Here is a 16740-nt window from a genome sequence, read left to right as displayed (position 1 = left end):
GCCTAGACCTTACCTATGGGTAGGTAATTGGCTCTGTATGACTGTCCAACCACCTTTGGATGAAGGGTTATTGACAACTGTTGAATTGTGCGGCGGCGTGCTCGGATGAGCACGCCGCACCGTGCGTGCGGGTGGGAATTCAGAGTTTCGGCGGGGTCATGGTGAAGCGGGCGTTCACCTGTGCGTAGACGGTCTGCTGCTGGGGTTCGAGGTCGATGGCGGGGGCCGGCGGGGCGCCCGCTCCGGCGGGGGCGGGGAGCGCGCCGCCGTAGCCGGCGCGGCGGGCGTAGGCGACGGGGGCGGCGTTCTCGGCGCCTATGTCGGCGAGTTCGACGAGGGCGGCCAGTTCGGCGCCGAGTGCTCCGGCGTATTCGCGGGCGCGCTGGACGGCTTCGCGGACGGCCTGGCGGCGGGCTTCGCCGTGGGCGGGCGAGGTGGGGCGCAGGGCCCACCAGGGGCCGTTGACGTGGGTCATGTCGAGGTCGCCGACGCGGGTGACGAATTCGCCGAGGGCGGTGAAGTCGTTGAGGACGGCGGTGATGTAGACGCGGCCGTGGTAGGCGCGGATCTTCTCGTCGCGGCCCCGGTGGACGAGTTCGGGGCTGATGGAGAGGGCGCCGGTTTCGAGTTTTTCGACGGCGTCGCCGTAGGTGCGGGCGAGTTCGAGGACGGCGGCGTTGCGGCGGGTGAGGTCTTCGAGGGCGGCGCGCCGGTCCTTGCCGCGGGCGGTGACGGTGATGGAGAGGCGGGCGATCTCGGGGTCGACTTCCAGGCGGGCTTCGCCGCGGACGGCGAGGCGGGGCTGGTCCGGGGTGCCGTAGGGCTGGGCGGTGTCGTTCATGGGTCCACTCTGGCACCCGGGTACGACAGCGGGACGTCCGGTGGTCGGTGTGTGGTCATGGCATGGAAACCTGCCGGGGGTGTTGCCGGGGGTGGTGTGCGGGTGATTGTCTACGCGCGTCGCCCGCTCGTTCGTGTGGTTCGTCGGCTGTTCTCCACGCGTCGACCGGCGGGGTGGGCGGCGTGCGGGGAGCTTCGCAGCAAGAGATGCGCAGCAGGAGAACAGAGATGTGGGAGACGAGATGCCGCTGAACCGAAGGACGTTCCTGGGGACATCGGCCGCGGCCGGCGCGGGTGCGGTGGTGGCGGGTGGTGCCGCGTCGCCGGCTCAGGCGCACGGGCGGGGGCACGGTCGGGGGCACGGGCGTCCGCCGAAGCGGTACTCGTTCACCGTGATGGGGACGACGGATCTGCACGGGAACGTTTTCAACTGGGACTACTTCACGGATGCCGAGTTCGACGACAAGGACCACAACGATGTGGGTCTGGCGAAGATCTCGACGCTGGTGGAGGAGGTGCGGCGGGAGAAGGGTCGTCACAACACGCTGATGATCGACGCGGGTGACACGATTCAGGGCACGCAGCTCTCGTACTACTACGCGAAGATCGACCCGATCACGGCGAAGCGTGGTCCGGTGCATCCGATGGCGCAGGCGATGAACGCGATCGGCTATGACGCGGCGGCGCTGGGGAACCACGAGTTCAACTACGGGATTCCGGTGCTGCGGAAGTTCGAGGAGCAGTGCGACTTCCCGTTGCTGGGGGCGAACGCGCTGGATGCGAGGACGCTGCGGCCGGCGTTCGCGCCGTATGTGATCCGGAAGCTGCGGACGCCGCACGGCCGGGATGTGCGGGTGGCGGTGCTGGGGCTGACGAATCCGGGGATCGCGATCTGGGACAAGGCCAATGTGGGCGGGAAGATGGTGTTCCCGGGTCTGGTGGAGCAGGCGGCGAAGTTCGTGCCGCGGCTGCGTTCGATGGGTGCGGACGTGGTGATCGTGTCGGCGCACTCGGGGACGAGCGGGACGTCGTCGTACGGGGATCAGATCCCGCATGTGGAGAACGCGGCGGCCCTGGTGGCGGAGCGGGTGCCGGGGATCGACGCGATTCTGGTGGGTCACGCGCATCTGGAGATCCCCGAGTACTTCGTGGAGAACGAGGAGACGGGGAAGCGGGTCGTGCTCTCGGAGCCGTTGAAGTGGGGGCAGCGGCTGACGCTGTTCGACTTCGACGTGGTGTGGGAGAAGGGCCGCTGGGTGGTCGAGCGGGCGGGTTCGCGGGTGCTGAACTCGAACACGGCGGTGGAGGACCCGAGGATCACGAAGCTGCTGGCGGACGAGCACCGGAAGGTCGTGGCGTACGTCAATCAGGTGATCGGGACGTCGGCGGCGGCGATGACGACGGCGGAGGCGGCGTGGAAGGACGAGCCGATCATCGATCTGATCAATGTCGTCCAGACGGAGACGGTGCGGGCGGCGCTGGCGGGTGGTGAGTACGCGGAGCTGCCGGTGCTGTCGCAGGCGTCGTGCTTCTCGCGGACGGCGCGGATTCCGGCCGGGGATGTGACGATCAAGGACGCTGCGGGGCTGTATCCGTTCGAGAACACGCTGGAGGCGCGGCTGCTGACGGGTGCGCAGGTTCTGGAGTATCTGGAGTACTCGGCGAAGTACTACGTGCGGACTCCCGCGGGTGCTCCGGTCGATCCGGCGGAGCTGACGAATGCGGAGAACACTCCGGACTACAACTATGACGCGGTGTCGGGGCTGACGTATGACATCGACATCGCGAAGCCGGTGGGTTCGCGGATCGTGAATCTCGCGTTCGGGGGGAAGCCGGTCGATCCGGCGGCGCGGTTCGTGCTGGCGGTGAACAACTACCGGGCGAGCGGGGGCGGCAACTTCCCGCATGTGCCGGGTGCGAAGCAGTTGTGGGCGAATTCGGAGGAGATCCGGAACACGATCATCGCCTGGGTGCGGGCGAAGGGTTCGGTGGACGCTGCGGAGTTCGCCTCGGTGGACTGGCGGCTCACGCGGGACGGTGTGCCGGTGTTCTAGTCGGCTGGTGGTTCGGGCGGTCGTTCCGCCTCCTGTTCGGGAGGCGGGGCGGCCGCTTTTTGCTGTGTGTACGGGGTTAGTTGGGGTGGGTGAGGGGGACGAGGGTGGGGGGCTGGGCGGGGATGGCGGGCTGGGTGAGGCCGAAGGTGGTGAAGGCGGTGCGGTGTGGCAGGGGGTAGGGGTTGGTGCCGGTGAGGTCGTTGAGGATGGTGGCGCTGCGCCAGGCGGCGAGGCCGAGGTCGGGGGTGCCGACGCCGTGGGTGTGGCGTTCGGCGTTCTGTACGTAGATGTGGCCGGTGATGGCGGGGCCGAGGTCGAGGCGTTGGTGTGCGTCGACGCGGGGGCGTCCCGCGGTGTCGCGGCGCAGGTGGGGGCGGAGGTGTTCGAGGAGGGTGTCGAGGGGGCGTTCGCGGTAGCCGGTGGCGAGGACGACGGCGTCGGTGGTGATGCGGGTGCGGGTGCGTTGCTGGGTGTGTTCGAGGTGGAGTTCGACGCGGGTGTTGGCGACGCGTCCGGCGGTGCGTACGGCTACGCCGGGGGTGAGGGTGGCGTCGGGCCAGGCGCCGTGGAGGGTGCGGCGGTAGAGCTCGTCGTGGATGGCGGCGATGGTGTCGTGGTCGATGCCCTTGTGGAGCTGCCATTGCTGGGGGACGAGGGTGTCGCGTACGGGTTCGGGGAGTGCGTGGAAGTAGCGGGTGTAGTCGGGGGTGAAGTGTTCGAGGCCGAGTTTGGAGTACTCCATGGGGGCGAAGGCGGGGGTGCGGGCGAGCCAGTGGAGTCCTTCGCTGCCGGTGGGGCGGGCGCGCAGGAGGTCGAGGAAGATTTCGGCGCCGGATTGTCCTGAGCCGATGACGGTGATGTGGCGGGCGTCGAGGAGGCGGTCGCGGTGGTGGAGGTAGTCGGCGGAGTGGATGACGGGGGCGGTGGTGGGGTGGGTGTCGGTGAGGGGTTTGAGGGGTTCGGGGATGTGGGGTTCGGTGCCGATGCCGAGGGCGATGTGGCGGGTGTGGGTGCGGCCGAGTGAGGCGGCTTCGCCGTGGGCGTCGAGTTGGGTGTGGTCGATTTCGAAGTGGGCGGCGTGGGGGTCCCAGCGGATGGTGTCGACCTGGTGGCCGAAGTGGAGTGCGGGGAGCTGGGTGCTGACCCAGCGGCAGTAGGCGTCGTATTCGGAGCGGTGGATGTGGAAGCGCTCGGCGAAGTAGAAGGGGTAGAGGCGGTCCTGGGTGCGTTGGTAGTTGAGGAAGCTCCAGGGGCTGGTGGGGTCGGCGAGGGTGACGAGGTCGGCGAGGAAGGGGACTTGGAGGGTGGCGCCTTCGATGAGGAGTCCGGGGTGCCAGTGGAAGGCGGGGCGCTGTTCGTAGAAGGCGGTGGTGAGGGGGGTGGGCAGGCCGTGGGCGAGGGCGGCGAGGGAGAGGTTGAAGGGGCCGATGCCGATGCCGACGAGGTCGTGGACGCGGTGGGGGTCGGTGGGTGGGGCGGCGGCGGTCATCGGAGGGTGCTGCCTTCCTTGAGTTCGGCGGTGAGGTGGGTGACGAGGCCGAGGAGTCGGTGGAGGTCGTCGGGGGTGGTGTGGGGGTTGAGGAGGGTGGCCTTGAGCCAGAGGCGGCCTCGGGTGCGGGTGCGGCCGAGTACGGCGTGGCCCCGGGTGAGGAGGGTGCGGCGGACGGTGGCGACGGTGTGGTCGTCGGCGTCGGTGGGGCGGAAGAGGACGGTGCTGATGGTGGGGCGGTCGTAGAGGTCGAGGCCGGGGGTGCGGGTGATGAGGTCGGCGAGGGTGTGGGCGGTGGCGCAGGTGCGGTCGACGAGGTCGGCGAGGCCGGTGCGGCCGAGGGCGCGGAGGGTGACGGCGATCTTGAGTGCGTCGGGGCGGCGGGTGGTGCGCAGGGAGCGGCCGAGGAGGTCGGGGAGGCCGGCTTCGGTGTCGTCGTCGGCGTTGAGGTAGGGGGCCTGGTGGTGGAGGGGGTGGAGGTGGTGGTGGTCGGGGACGGCGAGGATGCCGGCGGATGCGGGCAGCCAGCCGAGTTTGTGCAGGTCGAAGGTGACGCTGTGGGCGCGGTCGAGTCCGTCGAGGAGGTGGCGGTGGGTGGGGCTGAAGAGGAGGGGGCCGCCGTAGGCGGCGTCGATGTGGAGTTCGGCGCCGTGGTGGGCGCAGAGGTCGGCGATGTCGGTGAGGGGGTCGATGTGGCCGGTGTCGGTGGTGCCCGCGGTGGCGGTGACGAGGAGGGGGCCGTGTCCGTGGTTGCGGCTGAGGGTGTCGTGGAGGGCGTGGAGGTCGATGGTGCCGTGGGGGGCGGGGACGGTGAGGGGTTCGGGGAGGCCGAGGAGCCAGGCGGCGCGGGTGATGCTGTGGTGGGCGTTGGCGCCGGTGACGGTCTGGACGGGGCCGTTGCGTTCGCGGGCGAGGAGGAGGCCGAGTTGGTTGGCTTCGGTGCCGCCGGTGGTGATGAGGGCGTCGGGGGCGGGGTGGTGGGGGTAGATCTCGGCGGCCAGCGCGGCGGTGGTTTCGGCTTCGAGGGTGGAGGCGGCGGGGGCCTGGTCCCAGGAGTCCATGGAGGGGTTGAGGGCGGAGGCGGCGAGGTCGGCGGCTGCGGCGAGGGCGAGGGGCGGGGTGTGGAGGTGGGCGGCGCAGAGGGGGTCGGCGGGGTCGGCTGCGCCGGCGGTGAGGGTTTCGACGAGGGTGGCGAGGGCGTGGTGGGCGCCGGTGCCCCGGTCGGGGATGAGGGGGGTGAGGGTGGTGCGGGTGCGGGGGGTGACGGCGTCGGGCCCGCCGGCGGGGAGGGGGCCGCCGCGGCGGAGGGCGCCTTCGGTGAGGGCGGTGAGGACGGTGTCGAGGAGGGGGCGCAGTGCGGCGGGGCCGGTGGTGGTGCCGGCGAGGGGCGGGAGGGGCATGGGGTGGCCGGTCCTTCGGGCGCGCGGTGGCGGGGTGCGGGCATGGGTGTGCGTGCCAGCTTGTCCGGGTTTCGAGCGGCGCGGCCGGGGAGCGGGGTGATCTGAACACGAAAGGGTGGCGGGGCGCGAAGGGGGCCGGGTGGCGAGGGTCCGGGGTGGTATGGGGGCGGGAGCGGGCACGGGTGGCGGGGGTGCGGCGGGGGCCGGGGCGGGTCCGGTGTGGCGGCGGGTGCGGTCGACTCCTGATGCGCGGGTGCCCGGCAGCGGTGTGACGCGTCGTCGTACCGGGCGCGCCGGCGGGCAGGGGCTGCCGGAGCGGGGCGGGTTCGGCGCTGTGGCGGGTGGGGTTGGTCACCGGTGCGCGTGTGCCGGGTGGGAGCGGGCACGGGGCGGTCGGCGATGTGCGCGTGCCCGGCGCGCTCCTCGGTGGGGGCGGGCCGGGCACGGGCTGGTGGGGTCAGTGGGCGTCGCGTACGTGCAGGGCGCGGCGCAGGTCGTCCACCTGGTCGATGAGTTTGCGGCGGAGGGCGGGGATGAGCGCGGGGTCGTCGAGGGCTTCCTCGCCGAGGCGGAGGCTGTCCGCGTCGATGACGGACACCGGGAAGGCGTGGCGTCCGGCGGCTTCGGCGATGGCGGGGCCGCGGCGGGCGGCGAGTTCGGCGACCTCGGGGTAGAAGCGGGGCACGTACGCGCGTACGAGGTCGGTCTGTTCGGGCTGCCAGAAGCCCTGGGCGGTGGCGGTGAAGAGGTAGTTGGAGAGGCTGTCGTCGTGGAACATGGCGTCCCAGGCGGCGGCCTTGGCCTCGGGGGTGGGGAGGGCGGCGCGGCAGCGGGCGGCGTTTTCCTGGCCGGTGGCGCTGGGGTCGTTCTCCAGGGCGGCGGCGATGGCCTGTTCGTCGGTGGCGCCGAGGACGGCGAGGCGGGTGAGGATGCGCCAGCGCAGTTCGGGGTCGAGTTCGGGTCCGCCGGGGACGGTGTCGTCGGCGAGCCAGCCCTGGATGGTGTCGGGCTGGGTGGCGGCGTCGATGAGGTGGCGTACGGCGGTGAGGCGGAGGCCGGAGTGGGTGCCGTCCTCGGTGCGGCGGATGAGGTCGCGGCAGAGGGCGGTGAGGGTGGCGAGGGCGGCGGGCCGGTCCTCGGGGGCGGTGTAGCAGGCGGCGACCTGGCCGTCGGCGAATTCGAGGACGCCCTGGAGGAGGGCGAGGTCGGTTTCGTGGGGCAGGTGGGCGCGGGCGAGGTCGAGGTAGGTGCGGGGGGCGAGTTCGCCGTCGCGGACCATGTCGCGGGCGGCGTTCCAGATGACGGCGCGGGTGAGGGGGGCGGGGATGCCGGAGAGGCTGTCCTGGACGGTGGTCCAGGAGGCGGGGTCGAGGCGGATCTTGGCGTAGGTGAGGTCTTCGTCGTTGATGACGACGAGGGCGGGGCGGCGGCCGGGGCGGGTGGTGGGGGCGTCCTCGGGGATGCCGGCCTCGAAGCGTTCGCGCAGGACGAGGGGGGTGGGGCCGTGCTGGGTGTCGAGGGAGTGGTCGTAGGCGCCGACGCTGATGCGGTGGGGGCGGGTGCCCCGGTGGTCGACGGTGAGGGACCAGGTGGTCTCGGTCTCGGTGGTGCGGGCGGTGAGGGTGTCGACGCCGGTGGTGCGCAGCCACTGCTCGGCCCAGGCGTGGACGTCGCGGTCGGTGGCGGAGGCGAGGTTGTCGATGAAGTCGGCGAGGGTGGCGTTGCCGAACTTGTGGCGGGCGAAGTGGGTGTTGATGCCGGCGAGGAAGTCCTTCTCGCCGAGCCAGGCGACGAGCTGGCGGAGTGCGGAGGCGCCCTTGGCGTAGGAGATGCCGTCGAAGTTGAGGAGGGCGGAGGCGGTGTCGGGGACGTCGGCGGGGTCGGGGGCGACGGGGTGGGTGGAGGGGCGCTGGTCGGCGCTGTAGCCCCAGCCCTTGCGGGCGACGCCGAAGTCGACCCAGGTGTCGGGGAATGGGGCCTCCCCTGCTCGAACGGAGTTGAGAGCTCGGGGAAGGGTGGCTTCGGCGAGGGTCTGGTAGCCCATGTACTCGGCGAAGGACTCGTTGAGCCAGATGTCGTCCCACCAGGCGAGGGTGACGAGGTCGCCGAACCACATGTGGGCCATTTCGTGGGCGATGACCATGCCGCGGGTCTGGCGTTCGGTGTCGGTGACGGCGGAGCGGTAGATGAACTCGTCGCGGAAGGTGACGAGGCCGGGGTTCTCCATGGCGCCGGCGTTGAATTCGGGGACGAACGCCTGGTCGTAGGAGTCGAAGGGGTAGGGCTCGTCGAATTTTTCCTGGAAGCGGTCGAAGCAGGCGCGGGTGATGTCGAGGATCTCGTCGGCGTCGGCGTCGAGGTGGGGGGCGAGGGAGCGGCGGCAGTGGATGCCGAAGGGCAGTCCGGCGTGCTCGGTGGTCACGGAGTGCCAGGGCCCGGCGGCGACGGCGACGAGGTAGGTGGAGAGGAGGGGGGTGGGGGCGATGGTCCAGCGGCCTTCGCCGGTGTGGCGGGTGATGCCGTTGCCGAGGACGGTCCAGCCTTCGGGGGCGGTGACGGTGAGGGCGAAGACGGATTTGAGGTCCGGCTGGTCGAAGGCGGCGAAGACGCGCTGGACGTCCTCCATGAAGAGCTGGGTGTAGACGTAGGTCTCGTTGTCGCTGGGGTCCGTGAAGCGGTGCATGCCCTCGCCGGTGCGGGAGTAGTGCATCGCGGCGTCGACGCGCAGTTCGTGGCGGCCCGTGGTGAGGCCGGTGAGCGGGTACCGGTTCTCGGTGAGGTGTCCGGGGTCCAGCGGCTGCCCGTCGAGGCTGATGGCGCGGAGGGTGGCCGGCTTGAGCTCGACGAAGGTGTCACCGTCGGTGCGGGCGGTGAACTCGATCACGGTGCGGGAGTCGAAGGTCTCCTCTCCCGTGGTGAGGTCGAGTTCGATGGTGTATCGCTGAACGTCGAGGATCTGGGCTCGGGCCTGCGCTTCATCGCGCGTCAGTACGGACATGGGGACATGCTGCCGTATGGGCGGTGCGGCGCGCAGGCGGGTTGTGGTGCGCGGGCCCGGCCCGGCTCAGTGGCCGTCCTGGGCGGACTCCTCGGCGATCCGCTCGTGGTGGCGGATGACCTCGGCGACGATGAAGTTGAGCAGCTTCTCGGCGAAGGCGGGGTCGAGGTGGGCGTTCTCGGCGAGCTGGCGCAGGCGGGCGATCTGGCGGGCCTCGCGGGCCGGGTCGGCCGGGGGGAGCTGGTGGGCGGCCTTGAGGTGGCCGACTTCCTGGGTGCATTTGAAGCGTTCGGCGAGCATGTGGACGACGGCCGCGTCGATGTTGTCGATGCTCTGGCGCAGCCGGTCGAGCTCGCCGCGTACGGAGTCGTCGATGTCGTTCGTGGTCATGGGCAGCGAGCTTACGGCGTGATCGTCGGCGGGTGGTCCGGGTCCGGTACGTGGTCGCTCCAGCCGCCGGGTACGGTGCGGCGCTGCTGGTCGCGGAAGCGTACGGGGGCCGTGCCGACGCGGCGGGTGAAGAGGCGGGAGAAGTAGGCGGGGTCGTCGTAGCCGACGCGGCGGGCGACGGCGGCGACGGGGAGGTCGCCGGTGGCGAGGAGTTCCTTGGCGCGGCCGAGCCGGATGCCGAGGAGGTAGTCCTTGGGGCTGCATCCGGCGCTGCGGCGGACGGCGGTGCGCAGTTCGGCGGGGGTCATGCCGTGGCGGGCGGCGTGTTCGGCGACGGTGAGCGGCTGGAGGGCGTCGCGGGCGAGGGCGCGCAGGACGGGGTCGTCGTCCGGTCCGGTGCCGGTGCGGGCGCGGCGCAGGGCGACGAGGAGTTCGTGGACGGCGGCGCCGGTCTCGGTCTCCAGGAGGGGGTTGCCGGGGCGGGCGGCCCTGACCATGCGGTGGACGGCGGCGCGGGGTGCGGTGGTGTCGGTGAGCGGGACGAGGGGGCGGTCGGGTTCGATGTAGCCGAGTTCGGTGTAGGCGGTGGTGGCGGGTCCGGTGAAGTCGACGAAGCTCTCGTCCCAGCCGGTGTCGGGGTCGGCGCCGTAGTGGTGCGGGGTGCCGGGGGTGAGCCAGAGGAGGGCGGGGGCGGTGACGGGCCGGCGCCGTCCGTCGGGGGCGGTGAACCATCCGCTGCCGGAGTGGACGACGACGGCGACGTGGTGGTCGAGGGTGCGGGGGCCGACGGGGGGCAGGGTGCCGTGCTGGAGGCCGACGCCGAGGCAGACGAGGCCGAGGCGGTGGTGGAGTGGTCCGGGGGTGAAGAAGCGCATCCAGGTCTGGTACATCGGCTCCTCCGTGCTCCCCGGTTCTCCTGCCTGTGTGCGTGGTGAGCAGGTGGTTTGTCCAATCAGCCGCGATTTTTGTCCATGGACCGGCCGGGCGCCAGGGGTGAGGCTGGAACGAGACATTTCACGCATCGGGAGAGTGGGCACCATGGCTGAGTTCGGCGTCGGGGACGAGGATTTCCGGATCGGCGGGCGGCCGGTGCGGCTGCTGTCGGGGGCGCTGCACTACTTCCGGGTGCACGAGGGGCAGTGGGACCACCGGCTGGCGATGCTGCGGGCGATGGGCCTGAACTGTGTGGAGACGTACGTGCCGTGGAATCTGCACGAGCCCCGGCCGGGCCGGTTCCGGGACGTGGGTGCGCTGGGCCGGTTCCTGGACGCGGCGGCGCGGGCCGGGCTGTGGGTGATCGTGCGGCCGGGCCCGTACATCTGTGCCGAGTGGGAGAACGGCGGGCTGCCGGTGTGGGTGACCGGGCGGTTCGGGCGGCGGGTGCGTACGCGGGACGAGGGGTTCCTTGACGCGGTGCGGGCCTGGTTCGCGCGGCTGCTGCCGCAGGTGGTGGAGCGGCAGGTGGACCGGGGCGGGCCGGTGATCATGGTGCAGGCGGAGAACGAGTACGGGAGTTACGGCAGCGACGCGGTGTATCTGCGCCGGGTGGCCGCGCTGCTGGGCGAGTTCGGGGTGACGGTGCCGCTGTTCACCTCGGACGGGCCGGAGGACCACATGCTGACGGGTGGTTCGGTGCCCGGTCTGCTCGCGACGGCCAATTTCGGTTCGGGGGCCCGTGAGGCGTTCGGGGTGCTGCGTCGGCACCGGGCGTCCGGTCCGCTGATGTGCATGGAGTTCTGGTGCGGCTGGTTCGAGCACTGGGGTGCGCCGCCGGTGGTGCGGGAGCCCGTGCGGGCGGCGGAGGCGCTGGCGGAGATCCTGGAGTGCGGGGCGTCGGTGAACGTCTACATGGCGCACGGCGGTACGAACTTCGCGGGCTGGGCGGGCGCCAACCGTTCGGGGCCGCTCCAGGACGGGGAGCTGCTGCCGACGGTGACGTCGTACGACTACGACGCGCCGGTGGACGAGTACGGGCGGGCCACGGAGAAGTTCCGCCTGTTCCGGGAGGTGCTCGCCCGGTACGCGGAAGGGCCGCTGCCGGCGTTGCCGGCCGAGCCGGTCGGCCTCGCCGCCCCGGTGCGGGCGGAGCTGACCTCGTGGGCGCCGCTGCCGGTGGTGCTGGAGGCGCTGGGCGAGGAGGAGCGGGCGGAGTCGGGGGTGCCGCCCACGTTCGAGGAACTGGGGCTGGACCGGGGGCTGGTGCGCTACCGGGTGGCGGTGCCGGGTCCGCGCGGCCCGTATCCGCTGGGTGTCTCGGGGCTGCGGGACCGGGCGGTGGTGTACGTGGACGGGGTGCGGCGGGGTGTGCTGAGCGAGGAGGAGGCGACGCTGGCGGAGCCGGTGGCCGGGCCGGCCGGGGTGGAGCTGTGGGTGGAGTCGCTGGGCCGGGTCAATTACGGGCCGCGGCTGGGCGAGCCGAAGGGGATCACCGGGGGTGTGCTGCACGAGCGCCAGTATCTGCACGGGGTGCGGGCGCGGGCGCTGCGGCTGGACGCGTTCGACGAGCCGGGGGCGATGGCGCGGGTGCCGTTCGCGCCGGTGGACGGGGCGGGCGGGCCGGGTCTGTACCGGGGTGTGTTCGAGTCGGTGGAGGTGGCGGGGGCGGATCACGCGGGTCTTGAGCTGCCCGGCTGGACGCGGGGGTTCGTCTGGGTGAACGGCTTCTGCCTGGGCCGGTACTGGTCGGCGGGCCCGCAGCACACGCTGTACGTTCCCGGTCCGGTGCTGCGGGACGGGGTCAACGAGGTGTGGGTGCTGGAGACGGAGGGCGCGGGCGCGGCCCATGTGGAGCTGGGTCCGGGGCTGCCGGTGCGGGCGGCGGGCTGAGGACGGGCGGCTGCGGGGCGGGCAACCGCGGGGCGGCCGGTCGCGTTCTACAGTGAGGAGGGGTCGAGCGTCGCGGGAGCGGGGGTACGGACGTGTCGGACAGTCTCCGCCGCAGCCCCGTCGAGCACGGCTTTCCGCATCTGGCGACGGTCCGTTCGGCGATCACCGCGCTGTACCGGCGGCTGGGGCCCGACGGGGTGCGGCGCTTCGACGCGAGTCTCGTCCCGGCCGACGCGGCGTTCACGGACGCGGAGGATCTGCATCCGGGGGCGCAGCGGGTGGCGCGGGCGATGGTGCGCCACTACCGGCTGCCGGACGCCCGGATGATCGTGGCGTTCCGGGCGATGGAGCACGCGGGGAGTGTGGAGCTGGCGGCGGGCCCGGAGTACTTCGTGGAGCTGAACGACCGCTTCCGTACGCATCGCCGGGACATCGGGGCCGCGCTGGCGCACGAGGTGGCGCATGTGCTGCTGCACCGGCTGGGTCTGGAGTTCCCCGGTACGCGGGACAACGAGATCCTGACGGATACGGCGGCGGCCTATCTGGGGGCGGGCTGGCTGCTGCTGGACGCGTTTAGGGAGGACGGGGTCTCCAGCCAGAAACTGGGCTATCTGACCCCGGAGGAGTTCGGCTATGTGCTGGCGGAGCGGGCGCTGGTGTTCGGGGAGGACCCGTCGCCGTGGTTCACCAGTGCGCAGGCGTACACCGCGTATGTGGAGGGCCGGGCGCGGGCCCTGCGGGACGCCGCGCGGCCGCCGCTGGCGGCGGCCGGCCGGTGGGAGCGCCACCGTTACGCGAAGGACCGGCGGGAGGGGCGTGCGGCGCGCGGCCGGAATGCGGCCGGGTACGCGTTCACCGGGGGCGGGGCAGGGTTGCGGGTGGAGTTTCCGTGCCCGGTCTGCCATCAGTGGAACCGGGTGGCGGTGCGGGGCCGGGTGCGGGTGCGGTGCGCGCTGTGCGGCGCGGTGCTGGACTGCACGACCTGAGACCGCCGGTCCGGGCGGGCCGCTGTGCCGGAGGGGTCCGGGCGGGCCCGCCCCTCCGGCATGGAACCTAGGCGCCCCGGCGGCTGCGCGGTGCCGCACCGCGCGGCGCGGCGCTGCGGGAGCCTCCGGCACCCGTACCGGCTCCGGCTCCGGCGCCGGTGCGGCGGCCGCGGCTGCGGCTGCGGCCCGTCGAGCGGGTGCCGGTGGCGGTGGCCGGTCTGCGCTGGGGCTGGGTCGGCTGCGGCACCTCTATGACGACCGCGACGCCGGAGGGTTCGCGGGCGCCGGTGAGGCGGGAGAGTTCCTCGTCGGTGGACTTGATGCGGGTGGTGCGGGGGGCGATGCCCGCGTCCTGCATCAGGCGGGTCATGTCCCGCTTCTCCTCGGGGAGCACCAGGGTGACGACGCTGCCGGACTCCCCCGCGCGGGCGGTGCGTCCGCCGCGGTGGAGGTAGTCCTTGTGGTCGGTGGGCGGGTCCACGTTGACGACGAGGTCGAGGTCGTCGACGTGGATGCCGCGGGCCGCCACGTTGGTCGCGACGAGGGCGGTGACCTGGCCGTTCTTGAACTGGTCCAGGGTCCGGTTGCGCTGCGGCTGGGTGCGTCCGCCGTGCAGGGCGGCGGCGCGTACCCCGCTGGCCAGCAGCCGCTTGGCGAAGCGGTCGGCGCCGCGCTTGGTGTCGACGAACATGATCACGCGTCCGTCGCGGGCGGCGATCCTGGTGGCGACGGCCTTCTTGTCGGTCTCGTCCAGGACGTGGAGGACGTGGTGCTCCATGGTGGTGACCGCGCCGGCCGAGGGGTCGACGGAGTGCACGACGGGGTCGGTGAGGAACATCTTGACCAGGCGGTCGATGTTCTTGTCCAGGGTCGCCGAGAACAGCATGCGCTGGCCGTCCGGCTCGACCTGCTTGAGCAGGGCGGTGACCTGGGGCATGAAGCCCATGTCGGCCATCTGGTCGGCCTCGTCCAGGACGGTGATCGCGACCTGGTCCAGGCGGCAGTCGCCGCGTTCGATGAGGTCCTTGAGCCGGCCGGGGGTGGCGACGAGCACCTCGGCGCCGCGCCGCAGGGTGGCGGACTGGCGGGTGATCGACATGCCGCCGACGACGGTGGCCAGGCGCAGGTTGACGGCGGTGGCGTAAGGGGTCAGCGCGTCGGTGACCTGCTGGGCCAGTTCGCGGGTGGGGACGAGGACGAGGACCAGGGGTGCCTTCGGTTCGGCGCGGCGGCCGACGGTGCGGGCCAGGAGCGCGAGGCCGAAGGCGAGGGTCTTGCCGGAGCCGGTGCGGCCCCGGCCGAGGATGTCGCGGCCTGCCAGCGAGTTGGGCAGGGTGGCGCCCTGGATGGGGAACGGCGCGGTGACGCCCTGCGCGGTGAGGGTCTTCAGCAGGGCGGCGGGCATGTCCAGCTCGGCGAACGCCTCGGCGGCGGGCAGTGCGGGGGTGATGGTTTCGGGCAGCGCGAATTCGCCCTGCGGCGGGGTGGCCCTGCGACGGGGCGACGCCTTGCCGGAACCCTGTGCGGTTGCCTTCGGCCGGGCCGCGCCGCGCCCTCGGGACGGGCGGTTGCGGGCGGGACGGTCCTGGCGTTCGGAGCGGGTCATACGGGTTTGTCCTCCTGGGACAGCACGAGCCGGGGCCCGCACCCGTGAAGGTGCGGGCCCCGGCTGCGAGGGACGCGTCCGGCGATCAGGCCGGGACGATGTTCTCCGCCTGCGGGCCCTTCTGGCCCTGCGTGACGTCGAAGCTGACCTTCTGGCCCTCGACGAGCTCGCGGAAGCCCTGGGCGTTGATGTTCGAGTAGTGGGCGAAGACGTCGGCGCCGCCGCCGTCCTGCTCGATGAAGCCGAAGCCCTTTTCAGAGTTGAACCACTTGACGGTTCCCGTAGCCATGTTGTTCTCCTTCAGGAGGTGCAGTGCCGGAAATTCGCAGGTCACGAATTCCAAGTCGCCGCATTGAGCCCCATCCGGAGAAAGCCGGAAAACAATAATGCGCCTGACGAAGCATTCCCGTCAGGCGCACATAAAGTCATGGGTACCAAAACTGCAACGGGACCAGCCTAGCACGGTCTGCCGCCGGGCGATGTGAGGCAGGTCGCTCAGCCGTCCCGGGAGAGCGTCCCCTCGTCGTTCCCGCGGCGGACGGTGCGCAGGGGGCGGCCGGGGCGCCAGGTGCTGATGACGATGGTGTCGCCGCCCTCCAGGCCGACGCGCACCACCTCGGTGGGTTCGACGCGGAAGAGGTGGAAGGGCTCGGGCGGGGTGCGCTCCTCGATGAAGCGGGCGAGCACGGCGGGGTCGGTGATCTCGACGGCGCGCCCGGAGAAGCGGACGTCGCCGTCGGTCATCTCCGTACCGGGTCCGGGGTTGGCGTGCACGCAGAAGCGGGGGTCGCGGCGCAGGTCGAGGGCCTTGCGGGAGTTCGGCATCATGCCGAGGTGGGGCTCGTCGCGCCAGAAGTCGACCTCCAGGCCGGTGAGCCGGGGTGATCCGTCGGCGCGGAGGGTGGCGAGGACGTGGTGCCGGTAGAGGCCGAAGCGGTGGCGGACGGTGTCGGCGAAGCCGGGTTCGGCGGTGCGGAAGTCGGTCCAGGTCGTGGTGGTCATGACGCCATGGAATCCGGGATACCCGACATCCTCTGTCCGTTTTTCCGCAGGAGTCCTCGTGCCCACCCGTTCGGGCTCCGGGAGCGCCCCGCCCTGGGTCGGGCGCCCGGTGCCGCGTTCGCTATCTTGTTCGCCGCCGACCCCCCACCGGCCACCGCATACCCGTACGGACGAAGGAGCCGGCCATGGAGGCCGACGTCACCACGTGTTACCGCCATCCCTCGTACGAGACGTATGTGAGCTGCGTGCGCTGCGAGCGGTTCATCTGCCCCGCCTGTATGCGGGAGGCGGCGGTGGGCCATCAGTGCGTGGAGTGCGTGAAGGAGGGGCAGCGCTCGATACGCCGGACCCGGACGGCGTTCGGCGGCACGGTGTCGCGGTCCGCGGTGCCGGTCGTCACGTATGTGCTGATCGGTTTGAACGTGCTGGCGTATCTGGCGGAGCTGATACGTCCGGGGCTCGTCGACCGGTTCGAGATGGCGGGGGCCTGGCTGACCGACGCGGACGGCGGGCGCTACGTCTACGTCGACGGCGGCTATCCGGGGTTCGACGTGGTGGGGGTGGTGGGCGGCGAGTGGTACCGGCTGCTGACCGGGTCCTTCCTCCATCTGCCGCCGGACGGCACGTCGTTCGGGTCGCTGCCGTTCGGGGTGCTGCACATCGTGTTCAACATGTACGCGCTGTGGACGCTCGGCCGGGGCGTGGAGGAGCAGTTGGGCCGGGTCCGTTTCCTGGCCCTGTATCTGCTGTCCGCGCTGGGCGGTTCGGTGCTGGTGTACCTGGTGTCGCCGACGGACGCGGTGGTGGGTGCCTCGGGTGCGATCTTCGGTCTCGTCGCCGCGTTCTACGTCATCGGCCGGCGGCTGGGCCGGGACCGGCGGGAGGTCAACGGCTTCCTGGCCGGGTTCCTGGTGTGGATGCTGCTCTCGGCGGCCTTCACCTCGTGGGAGGCGCACTTGGGCGGTCTGCTGACCGGTGCGGCGGTGACGGTGGTGTACGCGTACGCCCCCGCCGGGCGGCGGACGGCGGTGCAGGCGGCCGGCTGTGTGGTGCTGGGGGCGGTGCTGGTGCTGCTGGTGGTCCTGAAGACGGCGGCGCTGACCGGCTGAGCGGGGCCGGTGGCCGGGTCCCGGTCTGACACGATGACCG

At 71.9% G+C, this 16740-nt stretch carries 13 protein-coding genes; 4 read left to right on the top strand and 9 right to left on the bottom strand.

The window, feature by feature from the left end; all coding sequences use genetic code 11:
- Window positions 1-139: 139 nt before the first annotated feature.
- Window positions 140-841, bottom strand: a complete 702-nt coding sequence (locus tag DNK56_RS10580; protein WP_111332849.1) for an SIMPL domain-containing protein — start codon at window positions 839-841, stop codon at window positions 140-142.
- 241 nt (window positions 842-1082) lie between these two features.
- Between DNK56_RS10580 and DNK56_RS10575 the strand changes: the two genes are divergently transcribed.
- Window positions 1083-2894, top strand: coding sequence for a bifunctional metallophosphatase/5'-nucleotidase (locus DNK56_RS10575; RefSeq protein ID WP_111335661.1), 1812 nt, complete (start codon window positions 1083-1085; stop codon window positions 2892-2894).
- Between the two features lie 76 nt (window positions 2895-2970).
- On the opposite strand, the gene DNK56_RS10570 is transcribed toward DNK56_RS10575, so the two are convergent.
- From DNK56_RS10570 to DNK56_RS10550, 5 genes are all read right to left on the bottom strand, one after another.
- Window positions 2971-4383 carry a lysine N(6)-hydroxylase/L-ornithine N(5)-oxygenase family protein gene (locus tag DNK56_RS10570; RefSeq protein WP_111332846.1) on the bottom strand — a complete coding sequence of 471 codons (1413 nt, stop codon included), beginning with the start codon at window positions 4381-4383 and terminating at the stop codon, window positions 2971-2973.
- Complete coding sequence (locus DNK56_RS10565) at window positions 4380-5783, bottom strand: pyridoxal phosphate-dependent decarboxylase family protein (RefSeq protein WP_111332843.1); 1404 nt, start codon at window positions 5781-5783, stop codon at window positions 4380-4382. The genes DNK56_RS10570 and DNK56_RS10565 overlap by 4 nt, the downstream gene beginning before the upstream one ends.
- A gap of 457 nt (window positions 5784-6240) precedes the next feature.
- The gene (pepN, locus tag DNK56_RS10560) at window positions 6241-8781 is read right to left on the bottom strand and encodes an aminopeptidase N (protein WP_111332840.1); all 2541 of its coding nucleotides are present in this window, start codon (window positions 8779-8781) and stop codon (window positions 6241-6243) included.
- Between the two features lie 66 nt (window positions 8782-8847).
- Complete coding sequence (locus DNK56_RS10555) at window positions 8848-9171, bottom strand: chorismate mutase (RefSeq protein WP_111332837.1); 324 nt, start codon at window positions 9169-9171, stop codon at window positions 8848-8850.
- 11 nt (window positions 9172-9182) lie between these two features.
- Window positions 9183-10061, bottom strand: a complete 879-nt coding sequence (locus tag DNK56_RS10550) for a helix-turn-helix domain-containing protein (RefSeq protein ID WP_111332835.1) — start codon at window positions 10059-10061, stop codon at window positions 9183-9185.
- A 148-nt stretch (window positions 10062-10209) separates the two neighbouring features.
- Between DNK56_RS10550 and DNK56_RS10545 the strand changes: the two genes are divergently transcribed.
- Together DNK56_RS10545 and DNK56_RS10540 are read left to right on the top strand one after the other, a co-directional pair.
- On the top strand, window positions 10210-11997 hold the full coding sequence (locus DNK56_RS10545; protein WP_111335659.1) for a glycoside hydrolase family 35 protein: 1788 nt from the start codon (window positions 10210-10212) through the stop codon (window positions 11995-11997).
- A 92-nt stretch (window positions 11998-12089) separates the two neighbouring features.
- On the top strand, window positions 12090-12983 hold the full coding sequence (locus tag DNK56_RS10540; protein ID WP_111332832.1) for a hypothetical protein: 894 nt from the start codon (window positions 12090-12092) through the stop codon (window positions 12981-12983).
- Between the two features lie 67 nt (window positions 12984-13050).
- Here DNK56_RS10540 and DNK56_RS10535 read toward each other — a convergent pair whose 3' ends face one another.
- From DNK56_RS10535 to DNK56_RS10525, 3 genes are all read right to left on the bottom strand, one after another.
- Window positions 13051-14589: a DEAD/DEAH box helicase gene (locus tag DNK56_RS10535; protein WP_111332830.1), complete on the bottom strand. Its 1539-nt coding sequence runs from the start codon at window positions 14587-14589 to the stop codon at window positions 13051-13053.
- Window positions 14590-14674: 85 nt separating this feature from the next.
- A complete protein-coding gene (locus DNK56_RS10530) occupies window positions 14675-14878 on the bottom strand; it encodes a cold-shock protein (RefSeq protein ID WP_018104519.1) in 204 nt (67 codons plus the stop codon).
- 206 nt (window positions 14879-15084) lie between these two features.
- Window positions 15085-15591, bottom strand: coding sequence for a pyridoxamine 5'-phosphate oxidase family protein (locus tag DNK56_RS10525; RefSeq protein WP_111332827.1), 507 nt, complete (start codon window positions 15589-15591; stop codon window positions 15085-15087).
- Window positions 15592-15776: 185 nt separating this feature from the next.
- Between DNK56_RS10525 and DNK56_RS10520 the strand changes: the two genes are divergently transcribed.
- The gene (locus DNK56_RS10520; protein WP_111332825.1) at window positions 15777-16700 is read left to right on the top strand and encodes a rhomboid family intramembrane serine protease; all 924 of its coding nucleotides are present in this window, start codon (window positions 15777-15779) and stop codon (window positions 16698-16700) included.
- Window positions 16701-16740 lie beyond the last annotated feature (40 nt).

It is taken from the genome of Streptomyces sp. AC1-42W (assembly GCF_003248355.1).
Taxonomy (GTDB): domain Bacteria; phylum Actinomycetota; class Actinomycetes; order Streptomycetales; family Streptomycetaceae; genus Streptomyces.
Note: the sequence above shows the minus strand (reverse complement) of the source record. Positions and strands in the feature narration are given on the sequence as shown.